Raw genomic sequence first — 16,042 nt, forward strand, 5'->3', positions numbered from 1 at the left:
GGATATATTCACACCATGAGCATGCAGGATGCGGCCACCGGTGTGGCGTTGTGGCGGCAGGTCGCCGACGGGATCGAACGCGCCATTGCGGAGGGCCGCTTCGCCGCGGGCGAAAAGCTGCCGGGTGAAATGGAGATCGCCGAAACCTATCGCGTCAACCGCCATACCGTGCGCCGGGCGCTGGCGACGCTCGCCGAACGCGGGCTGGTGCGCGCCGAGCGCGGCAGCGGCACTTATGTCGAGACCCAGCGCCTCGCCTATCCCTTGCGCTCGCGGACGCGGTTTTCCGAGATCGTAGGCGCCGGCGGCCATGAACCGCGCGGCCAGTTGATCGAAGCGTCCGACGATGTCGCGACACGTGAACTGGCGCGGGAACTCGGGCTGAAGACGGGCGCACCCTTGGTCCGGATCGAGGCGCTGCGGCTGGCCGACCGGACACCGATCTGCGTCAGCACCTCATGGCTTTCCGCCGAGCGCTTCCCTGACGCGGGACAGGTCTTCGCCAGCGTGCGCTCGATGACCAAGCTGGTCGCACATTACGGCATCCGCGATTACCGCAGGTGGTCCACCCGGATCACCGCCGCCATAGCCGACGCCAGCGACGCCGCACGGCTCGATCTCGCGCTCGGCCGCCCGGTGCTGGTGGTCGACAGCACCGACGTCGATCCCGACGGCCAGCCGATCGTAACCAAGCGCTCGCGCTTCGCCGCCGAGCGCGTCGAGTTCATCGTCGAAAGCGATTAGATCGCTGGATCAGACCACCGCGCGCTGGCCGATGATCGCAAACCGCAGCTTGCCTGAAATCCAGTCGATCGCCGCCACCGCGACCAGGATCATCAGGATCAGGAATGAGACTTTCTGCCATTCCAGCACCCGGATCTGCTCGGCCAGCTGCAATCCAATGCCGCCGGCGCCGACGATCCCGATGATCGTAGCCGAGCGGGTGTTCGATTCGATGAAATAGAGCACCTGCCCTGCGATGACGGGCAGCACCTGCGGCATCAGCCCAAACCGTATTTCGTGCAGCGCATTGCCGCCGGAGGCCCGGATGCCCTCGACCTGCTTCCGGTCGGCGGCCTCGATCGCTTCGGAGAACAATTTGCCGAACGCGCCGAAATCCGCCACCGCAATGGCCAGCACGCCCGCGAACGGCCCAAGGCCGACGACGTTGATCCAGACCAGCGCCCAGATCAGCGTGTCGACGCCGCGGATCGAATCGAGAAAGCGGCGAACCGGGAACCGGAAGATACCCGACGGAACGATGTTCTTTGCCGCCAGCAGACTGACCGGCAGCGCGAGCAACGCGGCAAGGGTCGTGCCGAGCAGCGCGATCGACAGGGTTTCACCGAGCGCAACGAGATAGACCGGGAGCGAACTGCCGGGATCGGGCGGGATCATCATCATCGTGATCCAGCCGAGCTGGCTCAGCCCCGCCAGCATCCGCGCCGGCGAAAACTCCAGCTCGACCAGCCCGAACACGAAGATCCCGAACGCAGCCAGCAGCATCGCGGGGATCGCGAGACGGGAGGAAACCGGCCGGTCAAAGACCTCGGGATAGCGGCCGCGCAAATCCCCGGAGTCAGGCGCAGGCAACCGTGTCATGCCCGCGCCTCCCTGCCAAACAGCCGCCCGCGCGCCCATCCGGTACCGATATCGATCAGGAACACGGTGACAATGATCATCAGCAGGATCGCGCTGACGTCGGAATAAAAGAATTTCCTGACGGCAACGACGAGTTCCTGGCCGATGCCGCCGGCGCCGACGAAACCCATCACCGAAGCGCCGCGCACGTTGATCTCAAAGCGCAGCAACGTGTAGCTGGCAAAACCCGCCGCGACCTGCGGCACGACGGCGAAGCGTATGCACGATATCCAGCTCGCGCCGGTCGATCGGACCCCCTCGACCGGCTTCATGTCGATGTTCTCGACGATTTCGGAATACAATTTGCCGAGCGCACCGACCGAATGGATCATGATGGCGAGAACCCCGGCCATCGGCCCGAGACCGAACGCGATCACGAAGATCAGCGCAAACACGATGTCCGGAACGGTACGGCAGAACTCCATCAGGCGGCGAACCGTAAATCGCAGCCATGGCGCCGGCGAGGTATTTTCAGCGGCCAGAAAATTGAGCGCAAAAGCGAGGATCGCCCCGGCCAGGGTACCGACGTAGCTGATCAGGACGGTCTCGCCGAGCAGCGCCAGCCATTTTTTCCAGCCCCAGAACCACTCGCCGATATCGGCCCAGACCCGCGCGCCGCTCTCCAGCGTGCCGATGCGGTCGAAGTAGCTGACGAAATTTCCGATCTTGTTGACGAAAATTACCGGATTAACCTCGGCCCCGATCCCGGCGATGACGAGAACCGCGAAGAATACCGCCGTTGCCAGCGTCATCCGCAGCCGCTTGCGCGCCACCGCCGCACGATAAGCGTCGTTGAGCACCGCGAGTTGCTGGGCTGGAAGGATGGATACGGCTGATGTCATGGAAGGCTGCTGTGCCGGTTATGTCCTGAACGGAAAAAGGCCGGGTCGCATGGACCCGGCCTGGTCTCGCTCCGCCAATCGATCAGGACGCCTTCTTCTTGCGAAGATTGTCCACGAACTTGATCAGGTCGATCATGCCGTCCCAATCCTTTGTCGTGGCGGGATTGAATGCCTTTTTCTGGCCGTCGGAAAGACGGTCGAAGGCGGCCTTGTCCTTGGCCGGTGCATCCGCAAACGCCTTGGCGATGGCGGCCTTCAGGCCGTCCGGAAGGTCCGAATTATAAGCATAAGGCCCATTGAGAATGGGCGCAGACTTATGGACGATCCGGAAATCATCCTTCTTCATCACTGTGCCGTCGGCGTTCTTTAGCATGCCCTTGGTCAGCATCTGGGCCAGCGTGGAGTCGTTGTCGGTGGTCCATTGATTGGCGGCGACTTCGACGGTGCCCTGCGTGAGCGCCAGTATGGCGTTCTCATGACTGCCGCTGAACACGACTTTGCCAAAATACGTGTCGGCATCGGAGATGCCCAGCTTGTCGAGCTCGAAGCGCGGCACGTTGTTGCCCGACGTCGAATTCGGATCGACCAAAGCGAGATTCTTGCCCTTCAGCTGGTCGAGGTTCTTGTACGGGCTCGACGCCTTGACGAAGAACACCGAGTAATAACCCGTAGAGCCATCGGCATTGATGTCGTTAGCGAACGCGTCGGTCTTGACGCCGGTCATCCGCGCGCGCGCGAACGACGCCGAGCCGTAGCTGGCGATATGGATGTTGCCGGAGCGCTGGCCTTCGATGACGGCGGCGTAGTCGTTGGCAATGCGCAGCGTGACCTTCACGCCGAGCTCTTTGGATAGATAGGCGACGAACGGTGCCCAGCGTTCGGTCACGCCCGAGGCGTTTTCCGCCGGCACGACGGCGAAGGTCAGTTCCGGATATTTGCCCTTCCAGTCCTGCGCAGAGGCGGCGGAGGCCGAAAACGCCAGCGCGGCTGCGCCGGCCAGAACGATACGACGATTGATCATGGTGTGCCCTCTTGTTGTGTTGATTTTTTCGGCCGTTTGCAGGTTTGCAATCGGCCGCCCTGTTACAGAAGAACGCTCAGGCCGCCGCCGCAGTGCCCAGCTCAGGGACGGCAGCACCACCAGGCGCATGTGCGGGTGCAGCGCCCATGACGTCGTTGGCTTCGAGATCGTAAAGCTCGCGCGCGATGAGATCCGTCAGCGTCGCCGGCGCCCCATCGAACACGATGCGGCCCGCGGACATGCCGATCAGGCGGTCGCAATAGGTCCGCGCCAGGTCGAGCGAATGCAGATTGCAGATCACGGTGATGCCGAAATGCTTGTTGATGCGCAGCAGCGCATCCATCACGATCCGCGTGTTGCGTGGATCGAGCGAAGCGATCGGCTCATCGGCGAGAATGATATCCGGCTCCTGCACCAGCGCACGCGCGATCGCGACCCGCTGCTGTTGACCTCCGGAAAGCTGGTCGGCGCGCTGGGCTGCAAGCGAAGCCATGTCGAACTGCTCGAGCGCCGACATCGCTAGCGCCTTGTCCCGTTCGGGCCAGGTTTGCGTCAGCGAACGCCAGGACGGGATTTCGGCGAGCCGCCCCATCAGCACATTGGTCAGCACGTCGAGCCGGCCGACCAGATTGAACTGCTGAAAGATCATCGCCGAGCGGGCGCGCCATTGCCGCAAATCCTTGCCGCGCAGCGCGGTGACGTCGACGCCTTCGAACAGGATGCGGCCTTCGGAAGGCTCAGCGAGGCGATTGATCATCCGCAGCAGCGTCGACTTGCCGGCACCGGAGCGGCCAATCACGCCGACAAAGCTACCGGGCGCGATCGAGAATGACGCATCATCCACTGCGGCTTTTGTGCCGAAACGGCACGTCAAACCTTCCACCACCAGCATGCAATGCTCCAGAATCCCGACCGTGGACCATCGCTAACGATTGGATTTTACAGTTGTGTGACAACCGCGACACGGTGCAGCGACCGTCCACACCCGCGAACACCCGCGACATCAGTCATGCAACCGTCACGAAGATGTCATCATGCCCGTTGATGAGGTGCCATCGTGACACCATCTTTGTCGCGGAGAGACGCCCGTATGGCCGGCAAAATGCTTTCAGTCGACCCGACCGTCGATCCCACGGCGAAATTGCACGACGCCCAGCTTGGTGCCTATTGCGAAGTCGGCGCGCGCACGATCCTGCATGAAGTGTCGATGGACGACTATTCCTACGTCGTCAACGACGCCCAGATCACCTACACTTCCATCGGCAAATTCTGCTCGATCGCGGCGATGACCCGGATCAACCCCGGCAACCACCCGATGCACCGCGCGACGCAGGCGCACTTCACGTACCGGGCCAGCGCCTATTTTCCCGGCGAGAGCGCCGACGCCGGGTTCTTCGAATGGCGGCGCGCGCACCACATCCATATCGGCCATGACGTCTGGATCGGGCATGGCGCGATCATCCTGCCCGGCCGCAACGTCGGCACCGGCGCGGTGATCGCCGCCGGCGCGATCGTGACCAAGGACGTCCCGGCCTACACCATCGTCGGCGGAAATCCGGCGCGGCCGATCAAACGGCGGTTCTCGGAAGATGTCGCCGGTCGGCTCGCCGAGCTTGCCTGGTGGAATTGGGACCATGAGACGCTGCGCCGCGCCCTACCCGATTTCCGCAAGCTCACGGTCGAGGATTTTCTGGCAAAATACGAAGCAGGCGCGGGCTCCGTCCGCGCGCAGATCAGGCATCAGGGTGCAGCATCGTGACTGACATTTTCATCGAAGGCGGCCGGGCCCTGCTCGGCCACGAAATCCACGAGACCTCGCTGCGGATCGCAGGCCGTGACATCAGCGCCATCGGCGCCGACCAGGGCCGCGCTTCGCCGGGCATCGACGCCGGCGGCTTGCTGGTGCTGCCTGGGATCGTCGATCTTCATGGCGATGCGTTTGAACGGCAGATGATGCCGCGCCCGGGCGTCGATTTCCCCATCGACGTCGCCCTTGGTGACAGCGACCGGCAGGCGATCAGCAACGGGATCACCACGGTCTACCACGGCACGACCTGGTCGTGGGAGCCGGGCCTGCGCTCGGGCGACAACGCAAGGCGGTTGCTGGAAGCGATCGAGTCGATGCGGCCGCAGCTTTCGGCCGACACCCGCTTCCATCTGCGCCACGAGACCTACAATCTCGACGCCGAATCCGAGATCAGCGAATGGTTGTCGGACGGGCGCATCGACCTGTTCGCATTCAACGACCACATGGATGGGACGGTCGCCAACCTCGACAAGCCGCAAAAGCGCAGCCGCATGGTCGAACGCACCGGGCTTTCGAACGAGGCGTTCGATTTGCTGGTGACGCGCGTCGTTGTCCGCGCGCACGAGGTGCCGGCCTCGATCGCCCGGCTGGCGAAAGCGGCGCGTGACGCCAATGTACGCATGCTGTCGCATGACGACGAAAGCCCCGAGATGCGGAAGGCGTTTCGGGCGCAGGGCGTCGGCATTGCCGAGTTTCCGGTCAATGAGGAAACCGCGCGCGAGGCGGCAGAGGCCGGCGACTTCATCGTGTTCGGCGCGCCCAATGTTGTCCGCGGCGGCAGCCACACCGGCTGGACCAAGGCGTCCGACATGATCGCCAAGGGCTTATGCTCGGTGCTGGCGTCGGACTATTATTATCCGGCGCAGCTATTGGCAGCGTTCCGTCTCGCTGCCGATGGCGTGCTGCCGCTGGACGAGGCCTGGCAGCTGATATCGTCAGCCCCCGCCCGGGCCGCCGGCCTCACCGATCGCGGCGTTCTTGCCACCGGCCAGCGTGCCGACATCATCTTCGTTGATGACAAGGTGCCGTTGCGGCCGCGTGTCGTCGCCGTCATGGCCGCGGGACGGCTGGTGCATCTGACGGAAGCTGGCCGCCTGCGCAACTCGACCCTCGCTCCGCGCAAGGCGATTGCAGCCGCCTGACACGCCTCTATCCTGTATCCTGTGCCAATGTCGAATTATCCGCGTTACGCGATCTACTACGCCCCGGTGCAGGCCAGCGACCTCAATCGCTTCGGCGCGCAAATGCTTGGCTATGACGCCTTTGGCGGCGAAGACCTGCCGTTTCCGGAAGACGTCGTCAGCGCTGCGCCGGATTGGCGCAACCTGACGGCCGATCCCCGCAAATACGGCTTTCACGCCACGCTGAAGGCGCCCTTCTCGCTGGCACAAGGAAGGACTGAAGCCGAACTCCTCGCGGCGTGTGCCGCCTTCGCCGCAACGCCCCGGGCGATTCCGGTCATCAGGCCGGTGGTCGGCTCCATCAGTGGCTTCATTGCGGTAATCCCGGCTGATCCGCCGGCGGAATTGATCCGCCTTGCGGCCGATTGCGTCAGCGAATTCGATGCGTTCCGCACGCCGCTCACCGAAGCGGACCGTGCGCGCCGCAATCCTTCCCGCCTGACATCGGCGCAGCGCGCCCATCTCGACAGCTGGGGCTATCCCTACGTGATGGAAGAGTTTCGTTTCCACATGACGCTGACCGGCCGGCTCGACGCAAGCCGCCTGGAGACCGTTCTGGCGATGCTGAGAAACAGTTTTTCCACGCTCGGCCTCGAGACCCTCGCGATCGACAGGCTTGCGCTATTCCGTCAGGACAGTGCGGATTCCCGCTTCCGGATCGCCAGGCAGTACGACCTCCTGCCAGGCCAGAGTTAGACGCATCCACATTGCTGCTGCGTCAGATGTGTTGAGACAGCACTTGCTTCTGCCGTCCATCCGGCCGCGGGTCGATATCCACCGACCATAGATCCCGATTGTCGACATCCTTCAAGGTTACCGTCATGACCTCCGATCGGCCATCGATATCGACCCGGCCGAAGAACTGCAGTCCGAAACATGGCGCGAGGTTTTCGCCCTGCTCCGCGCTGCAGCCTTTCTGGAACGCCACAGCCGGTCCGAACGTATTGTCCAGCTGGGCGGGCGCCCAGGTCCCCGCATGCAGTGGCCCGGAGACGAACTCCCAGAACGGCTCGAAATCCTGGAATACCGCACGGTTCGGATCGTAGCGATGCGCGGCCGTATAGTGCATGTCGGCCGTCAGCCACACTGTGTTGCTGACACCCATGCGCTTCATGAAGGACAGCAGATCGGCAATCTCGCATTCGCGCCGCTCCGGCGGCCCATCGCCAAGCGCAATCGCATCCTCGCTGATCAATCCGATCGGCATGTCGGCGGCGATGACCTTCCAGGTCGCATCGGAGGCCGTGAGTTCACGCTTCAGCCAGGCCAGTTGCGCCGGGCCGAGAATGCAGGTGTCGCTGCGGTCGTCGCGATTATTCCCGGTCGAATCGCGATAGCTGCGCATGTCGATCAGAAAGACGTCGAGCAGCGGCCCATAGGCGACCTTGCGATAGATCCGCCCCGCCTGCCCAGCCAGGTTGCGGATAGGCATGAATTCATGAAACGCGCGGGCCGCCCGCGCCACCAGGTGGGAGCTGCCGTCTTCGGCGTAGCCGGTCTCGTCAGCGGTGCCGATCGGCGCCCAGTCATTGGTGACTTCATGATCGTCCCACTGCGCGAGCATCGGCACTTGCGCGTTGAAGGCGCGCAGATTTTCGTCGAGCAAATTGTATTTGTAGTTGGCGCGATATTGCGCGAGGCTGTGGGCAACGACGGATTTGTCTTCGGTGACGATGTTCCGCCACAAGCCTCCGCCCGGCAGCTTCAATTCGGCTTCGATCGGACAGTCGGCGTAGATGTGATCGCCGGAATGGATGAAAAAGTCCGGGCGATTTTCGAGCATGGTTTTGTAAGTCCGCATGCCGCCGCGGGCGGGATCGATGCCCCAGCCCTGGCCGGCAGTATCGCCCGACCAGACAAACGATACCGCGTGTCGTGCCACCGGCGCGGTGCGGAAATGGCCGACCTGCGCCTCACCCGAAATCCTGGACTCGCCGATATCAGCGAAACGCACCCGATAGAAAATATCATGCCCGGGCGGAAGGCCCTCGAGCAAAAGCTTCGAGGTGAAGTCATGCTCGGGCAGCGCTTCCGACGATGCGACGCGAAGGATGGACTTGAAGCTCTCGTCGATCGAGCACTCCACCTGCATGCGCGCGGCCCGATCGGCCCTTGCCCATATCACCGCGGAATCGGCCGAGACGTCGCCCGACGCGATCCCGCTGGCGATGTGCGGACGATCCGCGGCGCGGCTGAGATAAGGTTTGGCAACGCTTCCCAATGCTGCGACCGCAGCGGTGGATGCAGTCCGAACCAGCAATTGACGTCTGGTCAAGCCCTGTCCAGTCAGGTCTTGCTTCGCGCGTATTCCAATCGGCATTGAAGGCGCCCTCGTCGAATCGCGACGAAGGGTGCCCGTCCAAATTGACCGCAGCCCGAAGGTTTTGCGACAGTCGGATGAACCCGCGCGGAAGCTGCAGAATGAAAGTGTTCGCAATCTCAGCGGTGAAAAGATCGCCGTCGGTTGCTGAGCGGATATGCGGATGTGTGGGTGAGGTAGACGAGGCCCGGAGTGCCTAGGAGTCCGGGCCTCGTGAGCCTCCAGTGGAAAGGCGTTCACTGTGATGAGTGAATGCCCTGCCCCCCGCTGTTAGCGACGCCGTTATAGATTGCGAAGCCGTGTGCCGCTAACCCGGACGAATACGGATGTCCAGATTACGATCATCGTGCGCTGCGTGAGAGGACCGCGAACGCAAAGGTTGCTAAACGCGTCGCCGCACGCCTTGTGCCGCCAGGAGCATTTCAAATGAAAACGATTTTATCCGCGTTGATTGTGCTTGGACTATCGCTCGCCGCCGCGCCCGCCTTAGGGGCTGACAACCGCAACGTCTCGGTCATCAACGAGACCGGCTATGCGATCAAGTTTTTGGGTTTCAATTCGCCCGATGACGGCCTCGACGAATGGGAGAACGAACTCGACAAGACCCTGAAGAACCAGGACACCGCTTACGTTGAATTCGATGAGGACGAGGACGGCTGCGTCTGGAACATCAAGGTGGATTGGGCGAATTACGATGAATCGGTGCTCTGGAAGAACGTCAACCTGTGCAAATTCAACGTGCTCAGGCTGCGCTACGATTCCGGGACCAAGACGACGTCATTCATCGCGGAGTGATCGATTGGTCGAGTGATGCCGCCAAGATCGCGCGCAAAGATCGCGCGTTGGCGCAGCGTGCACGAAACGCAGGCAGCACTGCTTACAAAATCGTCTTGCCCGGAACTGTTCGATAGGGCTGATTTCACGCGGGTCCTTGGCGCGACACCTGGGCAACCCCCAGCCTCGCACCATCTTTCCCATTCGCCCCCGCCGATCCTCACAGGCCGGCGGGGGTTTCATTCTTGGAATCGCTGGAATCCGCACCGGTCGGCAACAAATACCGAACCCGCCTGGGCCAGCCCCTACGATCCGCAATCAAGCCTGCGAATCGGATATTTTGGAAGAGAATCGGCCATAACGCGTTGAACGTTCCTCCCGCTCTCAATCGGAGCAGCGCACGCCATGAACCGAAACATGCATTGCTCGCATTTTCTTTGGAATAATGGGCCCCGCGCGGTGTTCCGGGCTCCGATGCTGCAATTTGTCATCTTCAAGCGCCGCCGGAACTTTTGCTGGCAAGTGCGCGATCAGAGCGGGAAAATGATTGCAGGCGGACGGGAGAAAACCCGGCCCGCCGCGCGCTACCACGCGTATCGCGCCTTGTTCCTTGTGCTTTCCACCGGCTGGAAGGCGAGCGATCTGCAACCGCATTAGGCAGGGCTCCGGCGCGACGCATGGCCTTGTCCCAAGGCCGCGTCCCGTGGCAACGCGCCGCTAGCAGCCCCGACAGATCCCGGTGAACGTGCTGGTCTCAACCCGGCCGCGCGGGCGCACGGGTGGCCTTTTTGACCTTCCCTGGCGTGGAACGGTGATCCGTTGTGACGCGCCCGCATAGGGTGGCACGACCACGCGCGAACCCGAGGGCGACGCGTTGACCGAACCGTAGCTGGGGGACGGCGCAGGACTGTTGGTGCCGGGTGGCGGGATCCGGGAGGCATTTCCGATGCCGCTGGGGTCGCCGACCACGCTGGGATTGGCCGGACCGTAAGGTATGCCGCTGATCGCAGAATTGCCTGCTCCGGCCGAGCCGGCGGGCGGCGGGAACTGCGCGAACGCGCTGCCGGGCACGATCAGGCTGACCAGCATTGCGAAGCCAACAAGCGCCGAATGGCCGGACATTGAATCTCCAGGGGAAAGCTGCGGACCCAACGTTTATGTGGGGCGCTCGTTCCGGGGGTAAAGGTCGCGCCCGTCATTTACCGGAGTAGGCATCTGTAAACGAATCAGACCTAACTTGGCGGCGATCACATCCGGAGATTCGGCGGCATGAACCAGCCCGTAATCCTTGATAATGATATCCGCGCACTGCAGGAATGGCTGCGCTCGGCCTGGCAGCAACTGGCCGATCCCTCCCTCACCGCCTTTACGCGCCGCGAACTGCGCAATCAGATGAAGCAATGCAGCGCCGACCTGCGAACCCAGCTTCAATTGGTGGCGACGCGTCAGTCACAGCCGGTCAAGGGCCAGCCCCGCACCCCCGGTAGGCCGGAGCTTCGTATCCTGACTTGACCTTGGAGATTCCTTGGGGATCACGCGCCAACCGGCTGTCTGCGCTCCATCGCCAGCCACGAACACACCGCAGCCGGCACCGCGCCGACAACACCGAGCAGCACCACGGATGGTTCGTGGATGAATCCCATCTGGAATGCGCCAACCAGCGGCACGTAACTGACGAAGTACGCAAACAAGGCCGTCAGCGCGATCCGGTACGGCATCTCGCGTTTAACCAGCACATGGTCGAACCACGCGGTCAGCAGCGCTGGAATCAGACCGACCAAATAGACCGTCGGCAGCATCATAACTTGTGCAAGGTCGAACGTGCTCGGACCGCCGGCAACCCAGTTGGCGATCTGGAGCATCACCCAGAACGCGACGATGAACCCGAGCGGCGGCGCAACCGCGGCAAAAATCACAAAGCGTTTCATGTGTCACGTTCCTTATGAGATCTCGTGCAGCCTGATGGCCTGCTTCGATTTGCGAACGTATCGCCGCGTCGTTTCTCCCGATGTGACCGCTCTCACGCTGGTCGGTGCGCCGTCGCGCGCCTATGATCGGACGCGCGGATTGCAAGGCGAAGTCGGCCAGGAAGCTGCCAATGACGAGAGTGACGATTTTCTCGGCGGCCTTGTGCGCGCTGCTCGCGACGTCGGCATCGGCCCAAAATCCGGCCCCCACCGCGTTCAAGGTGATCTCGCCGATCTTCGGTCAACTCGTCACCTTTTCGTTGCCGACCAGTTTCGCCACGGTGTTCGAGAACACCAAAGGGACGAACTATGTCCGCGAGGCCGTGCTGAAGGGCGAGACGGTCAAGAGCTGGACCCAGATGATCACGGTGACCGGCGCCAAGGGGGCCGCCGGCAACGCCGGGGTTTCGCCGGAGCGCTTTGCGGGCTCGATGGTCGGTGGCTTCAAGTCGGCCTGTCCCGACACCTTCGCAGCGCAAGGATTTGGCGCGACCAAATTCGGCGATCAAGATGCGTATGTCGCAGTGGCAAGCTGCGGCCGGGTCGAAACCAGCGCCGACAAACACAGCGAAACCACGCTCATCGTCACCGTCAAAGGCAGCGCCGATTACTACACGGTGCAATGGGCCGAACGCGCGCCGGCGACTGGGCGAAGCGCAATTGACGAGACCAAATGGCTGGCGCGGTTGCGCCAATTGCAGCCGATTCGTGTCTGTCCGATCGTGCCCGGCGAGCCCGCGCCCTACCCGAGCTGCGCCGGCAGGAACTAACTGCGGCGTCGGCACGCCGACTTGCCCGGCGCGCCCTTTCATTGATAACCCTGACTGTTGATAACCCGGACTCGCCGACCCCGGCGGCGAGTCTGACGGCTTTGGTGTGCTATCCGCATATCGGCCTGACTAACGACGGACGGAACATATGCGGATCACCCTCGTCGGCTCCCGCCATTTCGGCGTGACGACCTTCACCATGCTGCGCGAACACGGCGTCGAAATCGCGAGGATAGTCGTCCACGATAACGAAGACCGGCTGGCGGCCGCAGCAAGGGCCGCTGGCGTCGAGGTCGTCGTGCAGGCCGACGCCAGATTCGTCACCGCGGCGGAAATCGCCCCCGACAGCGACCTGATCGTGACCGCCCACAGCCACGCCCGCATCACCCGCGAGGCACTGGCCGTCGCCAAGCTCGGCGGTATCGGCTATCACCCCTCGCTGCTGCCCCGGCATCGCGGCATCGCCGCGGTCGAATGGACCATCAAGGAAGGCGATCCGATCGCCGGCGGCACCATCTATCACCTCGCCGACCGGATGGACGCCGGCGCGATCGCGGCCCAGGAGTGGGTTTTCGTCAAGAAAGGCGAGACCGCACGCGAGCTCTGGGAGCGCGCGCTCGCTCCGCTCGGCCAAAAGCTGCTCGGCGAAGTCATCGATTACGCCAGGATCCACAAGACCCTGCCCGCTCGGCCCCAGGACGAGCAATTCGCCACCCTCGCGCCAAAGCTTTCCGACGCCAAGCACTGACCGAACGAGGAAAACCCATCCGTTTCAGCCAGTTAAGCATCCCGGACCCGAATCATGACCCGAATCGAAGCCCATTTCGCGCATTTATTCGTTCCGAGGCCGGAACGGGATTCACCTTGATGTGTTTGAATTGTTAGGAACTTTCTCCGTTATTGCGGCGCAACAAAGTTTGAACACATTGTGACCGGATAACGCGCTCATCACACACACCTTTCGGGGATTTGATCCATGCGTTCCAACCGCATCAGCAAGCTGTTTTTGACTTCGTTTCTTGCCACCGCTGCCTTCGCGGCCGCTCCCGCCGCCGCCCAGCAGCCCTATGACGGGCTTTGGCAGGTTACCGTCGTCACCAAAACCGGCAGTTGCGATGCGCGCACCGCCTCAACCGTCACTGTCAGCGACGGCAAGGTAACGGGCTCCGGCGCTCCGGTTTCCGGCACCGTCAGTTCCGGGGGACTTGTGCGAGTCTCGATCAATGGTGCATATGCGAACGGTCAACTCAGTGGCAACTCCGGATCGGGGAAATGGAATGGGGCATCAGCTGGTGTACCGTGTAGCGGTCGATGGGAAGCGTCCCGTCAGTAAGACAAGCCGAACATCAGAATTCTTCGCCTATCCGCGGCGGCTGACAATTGCAGCCGTCGCGTTTTTCATGACTTCGCTTGCAGTACCAGCAAGTTACGCCCAGTCCTCCGGGCCTTACGCCGGCATGGCTGGCAAGTGGGCGGGCGGCGGCACCGTCACGCTGGACGACGGATCCAACGAACGCATCCGTTGCCGCGCGGTCTATGACGTTGCGGGCGTCAAGATGGACATGAGCCTCACCTGCGCGAGCGACGCCTATAGGTTCAATCTGACGGCCAACGTGGTCGACCAGGGCGGCGCGATTGTCGGGCAGTGGAGCGAAACCAGCCGCGGCATTACCGGCAGCCTGCAGGGCCGCGGCGGCGGCGGCAACTTCCAGGTCACGGCCGTCACCGTCGGTTTCAACGCCAACATCGCGCTCAAGACAGCCGGCAACAAGCAGTCCGTCAGCATTCGGGCCGACAGCCAGTTCCGCGCCGCCAACATTTCGCTTTCGAAGTAAAGCCGCAGCGGTCCGCCCGTCCTGTCGCAAATACCAAATCGCCCGCTGAAGAGCGGGCGATTTTCGTTAGGAGCGGTATTTGCGGTTACTAGCCGGTTTTGGGCTTCTCCAGCCTCGCAGCAGTCTCCTTGATGGTCTTTGCGATCAGCAGGGCCTGTTCCTTGTTGAAGGCAAAATCCTGCACCCCGTTATGGGTCGTAAGCGACAGCACCATGATGTCGGGTTGGGCTTCAGGCCAGCCGGTTGCGAAGGCCGTCACGAAACTTGCTGAAGTCGATCGGGCTTCTGAAGTCGAGCGGTTGGTCATGGTCTATGTTTCCTGTGTTGTTCGAGCGCGCCTTAAGTCCGATTCAAGACTTGGGCACGTAAGCGGTGACTTCGAGTTCGACCTTGGCCCTGACATCGACCAGTCCGTCGATGTAGAGCAGCGTCGATGGCGGGAAGTTGCGACCAAGCGTTTCCTTCCAGGCCGCACCGATCCCGGCGCCCGCCGCCTCATATTCGCTGCGGCTGGTCAGATACCAGGTCAGGCGAACGATGTGTTCGGGACCAGCCCCTGCCTCGCCAAGCAGTTTGATGATCCGCTTCAGCGCCGTGCCGACCTGGGCGGCCATGTCGGGCTGATAGTCGCCCTTCTCGTCGCCGCCGGTCTGGCCGGCCAGCACGATCCATTTGCCGGGACCATCGACCTCGACACCATGTGAAAAGCCGCGGGGTTTCGACCATTCGGCCGGTTGTAGGATACGCATGGATAAGTCCTCCTGAGACGGGCCGATCCTTAGCACCGATCCCGCACTGCCTCCCACAGCGAAATTGGCGCCCGCGCATCGCTGCGTCCGCAGATTTGCACGTTGCAAATCGCCGAGCGCTCGCCGATACCCGCCTGCCCCTCTAAGTCAGCCCAACTCAGCCGCTAGCGCATGGACCGCACACCTTCCAAATCACTGGCTGCACTGTGGATGTCGGGCTGGCTCGCCTTGATGCTGATCGTGGTGGTCGCCGGCCGCGAAGGCATGCGCGAGCTGAACGTGTTCCAGCTGATGGAGATGCGCACGATCATCGGCTTCTTCCTGCTGTATCCGATGATCCGCGCCAATGGCGGATTTGCCATCCTGAAAACCGCGCGGCTGCACGTGCACATCTCGCGCAACCTCATTCACTACGGCGCGCAGCTCGGCTGGTTTTTCGCGCTGACGCTGATTCCGATCGGTCAGGTGGTGGCGATCGAATTCACGATGCCGATCTGGACCGCGATCCTGGCCGCGATGTTTCTCGGCGAGCGGATGACGGTCTGGAAGGTCGCGGCCATCGTGCTCGGCATCGTCGGCGTCATTGTCATCGTTCGCCCGGCGACCGGCGAGGTCAATCCCGGACAATTGATTGCGCTGGCGGCCGCGGTCGGCTTCGGCATCTCGATCGCGATGGTCAAATCGCTGACCCGGACCGAACATTCGGTCGCGATCATTTTCTGGATGCTGGCGATACAATCTGTGGCCGGGTTTTTTCCCGCGCTCTACGTCTGGACGTGGCCGCCGGCTAACGCCTGGGGCTGGGTCGTCGTGATCGCTTTCTGCGGCACGTTCTCCCACTACTGCATGGCACGCGCGTTACTGCATGCCGATGCGACGGTGGTGATCCCGATGGATTTCCTGCGGGTTCCCTTAACCGCCACCGCGGGCTGGCTGATCTATGCGGAGCGGCTCGACCTGTTCACCGTGCTCGGCGCCATCCTGATCCTGGCCGGCAATCTGCTGAACTTGCGCGCGACCAATCCGGTTCCCGCGCGGGCAGCAACCTGAATTCGGATTTTACCCACCAAATTGTGATCTGGATCGCACGAGGTCTCGGGTAGATTCAATAGCTTAACGGCGAATCGCACGGCTT

Annotated in this window: 21 protein-coding genes; 12 read left to right on the forward strand and 9 right to left on the reverse strand. The window is 62.5% G+C overall.

Annotated elements, in window-relative coordinates; translation table 11 throughout:
• Positions 1-15 precede the first annotated feature (15 nt).
• The gene (phnF, locus tag JQ611_RS11645) at positions 16-744 is read left to right on the forward strand and encodes a phosphonate metabolism transcriptional regulator PhnF (protein WP_212262829.1); all 729 of its coding nucleotides are present in this window, start codon (positions 16-18) and stop codon (positions 742-744) included.
• A gap of 9 nt (positions 745-753) precedes the next feature.
• Here phnF and phnE (JQ611_RS11650) read toward each other — a convergent pair whose 3' ends face one another.
• The 4 genes from phnE (JQ611_RS11650) to phnC all read right to left on the reverse strand — a co-directional run bounded on the left by phnE (JQ611_RS11650) (position 754) and on the right by phnC (position 4,396).
• Positions 754-1,602, reverse strand: a complete 849-nt coding sequence (phnE, locus tag JQ611_RS11650; RefSeq protein ID WP_212262828.1) for a phosphonate ABC transporter, permease protein PhnE — start codon at positions 1,600-1,602, stop codon at positions 754-756.
• Positions 1,599-2,483 (reverse strand): phosphonate ABC transporter, permease protein PhnE, encoded by an 885-nt coding sequence (gene phnE, locus JQ611_RS11655; RefSeq protein ID WP_212262827.1) that lies wholly within the window; start codon positions 2,481-2,483, stop codon positions 1,599-1,601. The genes phnE (JQ611_RS11650) and phnE (JQ611_RS11655) overlap by 4 nt, the downstream gene beginning before the upstream one ends.
• 82 nt (positions 2,484-2,565) lie before the next feature.
• Entirely contained in the window at positions 2,566-3,504 is a 939-nt protein-coding gene (gene phnD / locus JQ611_RS11660) for a phosphonate ABC transporter substrate-binding protein (RefSeq protein ID WP_212262826.1), read from the reverse strand.
• A 76-nt stretch (positions 3,505-3,580) separates the two neighbouring features.
• On the reverse strand, positions 3,581-4,396 hold the full coding sequence (phnC, locus tag JQ611_RS11665; RefSeq protein WP_192736070.1) for a phosphonate ABC transporter ATP-binding protein: 816 nt from the start codon (positions 4,394-4,396) through the stop codon (positions 3,581-3,583).
• 198 nt (positions 4,397-4,594) lie between these two features.
• Between phnC and JQ611_RS11670 the strand changes: the two genes are divergently transcribed.
• From JQ611_RS11670 to JQ611_RS11680, 3 genes are read left to right on the forward strand one after another with little or no spacing between them, the layout of a single operon-like run.
• Positions 4,595-5,263: a chloramphenicol acetyltransferase gene (locus JQ611_RS11670; RefSeq protein ID WP_212465506.1), complete on the forward strand. Its 669-nt coding sequence runs from the start codon at positions 4,595-4,597 to the stop codon at positions 5,261-5,263.
• Positions 5,260-6,453 (forward strand): alpha-D-ribose 1-methylphosphonate 5-triphosphate diphosphatase, encoded by a 1,194-nt coding sequence (locus tag JQ611_RS11675; RefSeq protein WP_212465507.1) that lies wholly within the window; start codon positions 5,260-5,262, stop codon positions 6,451-6,453. The genes JQ611_RS11670 and JQ611_RS11675 overlap by 4 nt, the downstream gene beginning before the upstream one ends.
• Before the next feature lie 27 nt (positions 6,454-6,480).
• A complete protein-coding gene (locus tag JQ611_RS11680) occupies positions 6,481-7,188 on the forward strand; it encodes a DUF1045 domain-containing protein (RefSeq protein WP_212465508.1) in 708 nt (235 codons plus the stop codon).
• Positions 7,189-7,210: 22 nt separating this feature from the next.
• Here the strand turns inward: JQ611_RS11680 and JQ611_RS11685 are convergent, their stop codons facing one another.
• A complete protein-coding gene (locus tag JQ611_RS11685; RefSeq protein WP_212465509.1) occupies positions 7,211-8,812 on the reverse strand; it encodes an alkaline phosphatase in 1,602 nt (533 codons plus the stop codon).
• 426 nt (positions 8,813-9,238) lie between these two features.
• Here JQ611_RS11685 and JQ611_RS11690 point away from each other — a divergent pair, with 426 nt between their 5' ends.
• Together JQ611_RS11690 and JQ611_RS11695 are read left to right on the forward strand one after the other, a co-directional pair.
• On the forward strand, positions 9,239-9,607 hold the full coding sequence (locus tag JQ611_RS11690; RefSeq protein ID WP_212465510.1) for a hypothetical protein: 369 nt from the start codon (positions 9,239-9,241) through the stop codon (positions 9,605-9,607).
• A gap of 384 nt (positions 9,608-9,991) precedes the next feature.
• Complete coding sequence (locus JQ611_RS11695; protein WP_249133100.1) at positions 9,992-10,243, forward strand: hypothetical protein; 252 nt, start codon at positions 9,992-9,994, stop codon at positions 10,241-10,243.
• A gap of 60 nt (positions 10,244-10,303) precedes the next feature.
• On the opposite strand, the gene JQ611_RS11700 is transcribed toward JQ611_RS11695, so the two are convergent.
• The gene (locus JQ611_RS11700; protein ID WP_212262819.1) at positions 10,304-10,708 is read right to left on the reverse strand and encodes a hypothetical protein; all 405 of its coding nucleotides are present in this window, start codon (positions 10,706-10,708) and stop codon (positions 10,304-10,306) included.
• Between the two features lie 147 nt (positions 10,709-10,855).
• On the opposite strand from JQ611_RS11700, the gene JQ611_RS11705 reads away from it, so the two are divergent.
• Positions 10,856-11,098, forward strand: coding sequence for a hypothetical protein (locus JQ611_RS11705; RefSeq protein ID WP_212262989.1), 243 nt, complete (start codon positions 10,856-10,858; stop codon positions 11,096-11,098).
• A gap of 20 nt (positions 11,099-11,118) precedes the next feature.
• Here the strand turns inward: JQ611_RS11705 and JQ611_RS11710 are convergent, their stop codons facing one another.
• Entirely contained in the window at positions 11,119-11,514 is a 396-nt protein-coding gene (locus tag JQ611_RS11710; RefSeq protein WP_212465511.1) for a DUF5413 family protein, read from the reverse strand.
• A 170-nt stretch (positions 11,515-11,684) separates the two neighbouring features.
• Here JQ611_RS11710 and JQ611_RS11715 point away from each other — a divergent pair, with 170 nt between their 5' ends.
• The 4 genes from JQ611_RS11715 (at position 11,685) to JQ611_RS11730 (ending at position 14,158) form a co-directional block, all read left to right on the forward strand.
• Complete coding sequence (locus JQ611_RS11715) at positions 11,685-12,323, forward strand: hypothetical protein (protein WP_212262817.1); 639 nt, start codon at positions 11,685-11,687, stop codon at positions 12,321-12,323.
• 148 nt (positions 12,324-12,471) lie between these two features.
• A complete protein-coding gene (locus JQ611_RS11720) occupies positions 12,472-13,071 on the forward strand; it encodes a formyltransferase family protein (protein ID WP_192736080.1) in 600 nt (199 codons plus the stop codon).
• A 228-nt stretch (positions 13,072-13,299) separates the two neighbouring features.
• Positions 13,300-13,656: a hypothetical protein gene (locus tag JQ611_RS11725; protein ID WP_212037380.1), complete on the forward strand. Its 357-nt coding sequence runs from the start codon at positions 13,300-13,302 to the stop codon at positions 13,654-13,656.
• Positions 13,601-14,158, forward strand: coding sequence for a hypothetical protein (locus JQ611_RS11730; protein ID WP_409363326.1), 558 nt, complete (start codon positions 13,601-13,603; stop codon positions 14,156-14,158). The genes JQ611_RS11725 and JQ611_RS11730 overlap by 56 nt, the downstream gene beginning before the upstream one ends.
• 88 nt (positions 14,159-14,246) lie before the next feature.
• On the opposite strand, the gene JQ611_RS11735 is transcribed toward JQ611_RS11730, so the two are convergent.
• The gene (locus JQ611_RS11735) at positions 14,247-14,465 is read right to left on the reverse strand and encodes a hypothetical protein (protein WP_212262814.1); all 219 of its coding nucleotides are present in this window, start codon (positions 14,463-14,465) and stop codon (positions 14,247-14,249) included.
• Positions 14,466-14,508: 43 nt separating this feature from the next.
• Positions 14,509-14,907 carry a RidA family protein gene (locus tag JQ611_RS11740; RefSeq protein WP_212262813.1) on the reverse strand — a complete coding sequence of 133 codons (399 nt, stop codon included), beginning with the start codon at positions 14,905-14,907 and terminating at the stop codon, positions 14,509-14,511.
• A 171-nt stretch (positions 14,908-15,078) separates the two neighbouring features.
• On the opposite strand from JQ611_RS11740, the gene JQ611_RS11745 reads away from it, so the two are divergent.
• Positions 15,079-15,957 carry a DMT family transporter gene (locus JQ611_RS11745; RefSeq protein ID WP_212465512.1) on the forward strand — a complete coding sequence of 293 codons (879 nt, stop codon included), beginning with the start codon at positions 15,079-15,081 and terminating at the stop codon, positions 15,955-15,957.
• Positions 15,958-16,042: the final 85 nt, after the last annotated feature.

The sequence above is a fragment of the Bradyrhizobium sp. AUGA SZCCT0182 genome (assembly GCF_018130185.1).
Classification (GTDB): Bacteria; Pseudomonadota; Alphaproteobacteria; order Rhizobiales; family Xanthobacteraceae; genus Bradyrhizobium.

Excerpts from the sequence above, each read along its gene's own strand:
- phnF (WP_212262829.1), top strand. The coding sequence starts at position 16 with ATGAGCATGCAGGATGCGGCCACCGGTGTGGCGTTGTGGCGGCAGGTC.
- phnE (WP_212262828.1), bottom strand. The coding sequence starts at position 1,602 with ATGACACGGTTGCCTGCGCCTGACTCCGGGGATTTGCGCGGCCGCTAT.
- phnE (WP_212262827.1), bottom strand. The coding sequence starts at position 2,483 with ATGACATCAGCCGTATCCATCCTTCCAGCCCAGCAACTCGCGGTGCTC.
- phnD (WP_212262826.1), bottom strand. The coding sequence starts at position 3,504 with ATGATCAATCGTCGTATCGTTCTGGCCGGCGCAGCCGCGCTGGCGTTT.
- phnC (WP_192736070.1), bottom strand. The coding sequence starts at position 4,396 with ATGCTGGTGGTGGAAGGTTTGACGTGCCGTTTCGGCACAAAAGCCGCA.
- JQ611_RS11670 (WP_212465506.1), top strand. The coding sequence starts at position 4,595 with ATGGCCGGCAAAATGCTTTCAGTCGACCCGACCGTCGATCCCACGGCG.
- JQ611_RS11680 (WP_212465508.1), top strand. The coding sequence starts at position 6,481 with ATGTCGAATTATCCGCGTTACGCGATCTACTACGCCCCGGTGCAGGCC.
- JQ611_RS11685 (WP_212465509.1), bottom strand. The coding sequence starts at position 8,812 with ATGCCGATTGGAATACGCGCGAAGCAAGACCTGACTGGACAGGGCTTG.
- JQ611_RS11690 (WP_212465510.1), top strand. The coding sequence starts at position 9,239 with ATGAAAACGATTTTATCCGCGTTGATTGTGCTTGGACTATCGCTCGCC.
- JQ611_RS11695 (WP_249133100.1), top strand. The coding sequence starts at position 9,992 with ATGAACCGAAACATGCATTGCTCGCATTTTCTTTGGAATAATGGGCCC.
- JQ611_RS11700 (WP_212262819.1), bottom strand. The coding sequence starts at position 10,708 with ATGTCCGGCCATTCGGCGCTTGTTGGCTTCGCAATGCTGGTCAGCCTG.
- JQ611_RS11705 (WP_212262989.1), top strand. The coding sequence starts at position 10,856 with ATGAACCAGCCCGTAATCCTTGATAATGATATCCGCGCACTGCAGGAA.
- JQ611_RS11710 (WP_212465511.1), bottom strand. The coding sequence starts at position 11,514 with ATGAAACGCTTTGTGATTTTTGCCGCGGTTGCGCCGCCGCTCGGGTTC.
- JQ611_RS11715 (WP_212262817.1), top strand. The coding sequence starts at position 11,685 with ATGACGAGAGTGACGATTTTCTCGGCGGCCTTGTGCGCGCTGCTCGCG.
- JQ611_RS11720 (WP_192736080.1), top strand. The coding sequence starts at position 12,472 with ATGCGGATCACCCTCGTCGGCTCCCGCCATTTCGGCGTGACGACCTTC.
- JQ611_RS11725 (WP_212037380.1), top strand. The coding sequence starts at position 13,300 with ATGCGTTCCAACCGCATCAGCAAGCTGTTTTTGACTTCGTTTCTTGCC.
- JQ611_RS11730 (WP_409363326.1), top strand. The coding sequence starts at position 13,601 with ATGGGGCATCAGCTGGTGTACCGTGTAGCGGTCGATGGGAAGCGTCCC.
- JQ611_RS11735 (WP_212262814.1), bottom strand. The coding sequence starts at position 14,465 with ATGACCAACCGCTCGACTTCAGAAGCCCGATCGACTTCAGCAAGTTTC.
- JQ611_RS11740 (WP_212262813.1), bottom strand. The coding sequence starts at position 14,907 with ATGCGTATCCTACAACCGGCCGAATGGTCGAAACCCCGCGGCTTTTCA.
- JQ611_RS11745 (WP_212465512.1), top strand. The coding sequence starts at position 15,079 with ATGGACCGCACACCTTCCAAATCACTGGCTGCACTGTGGATGTCGGGC.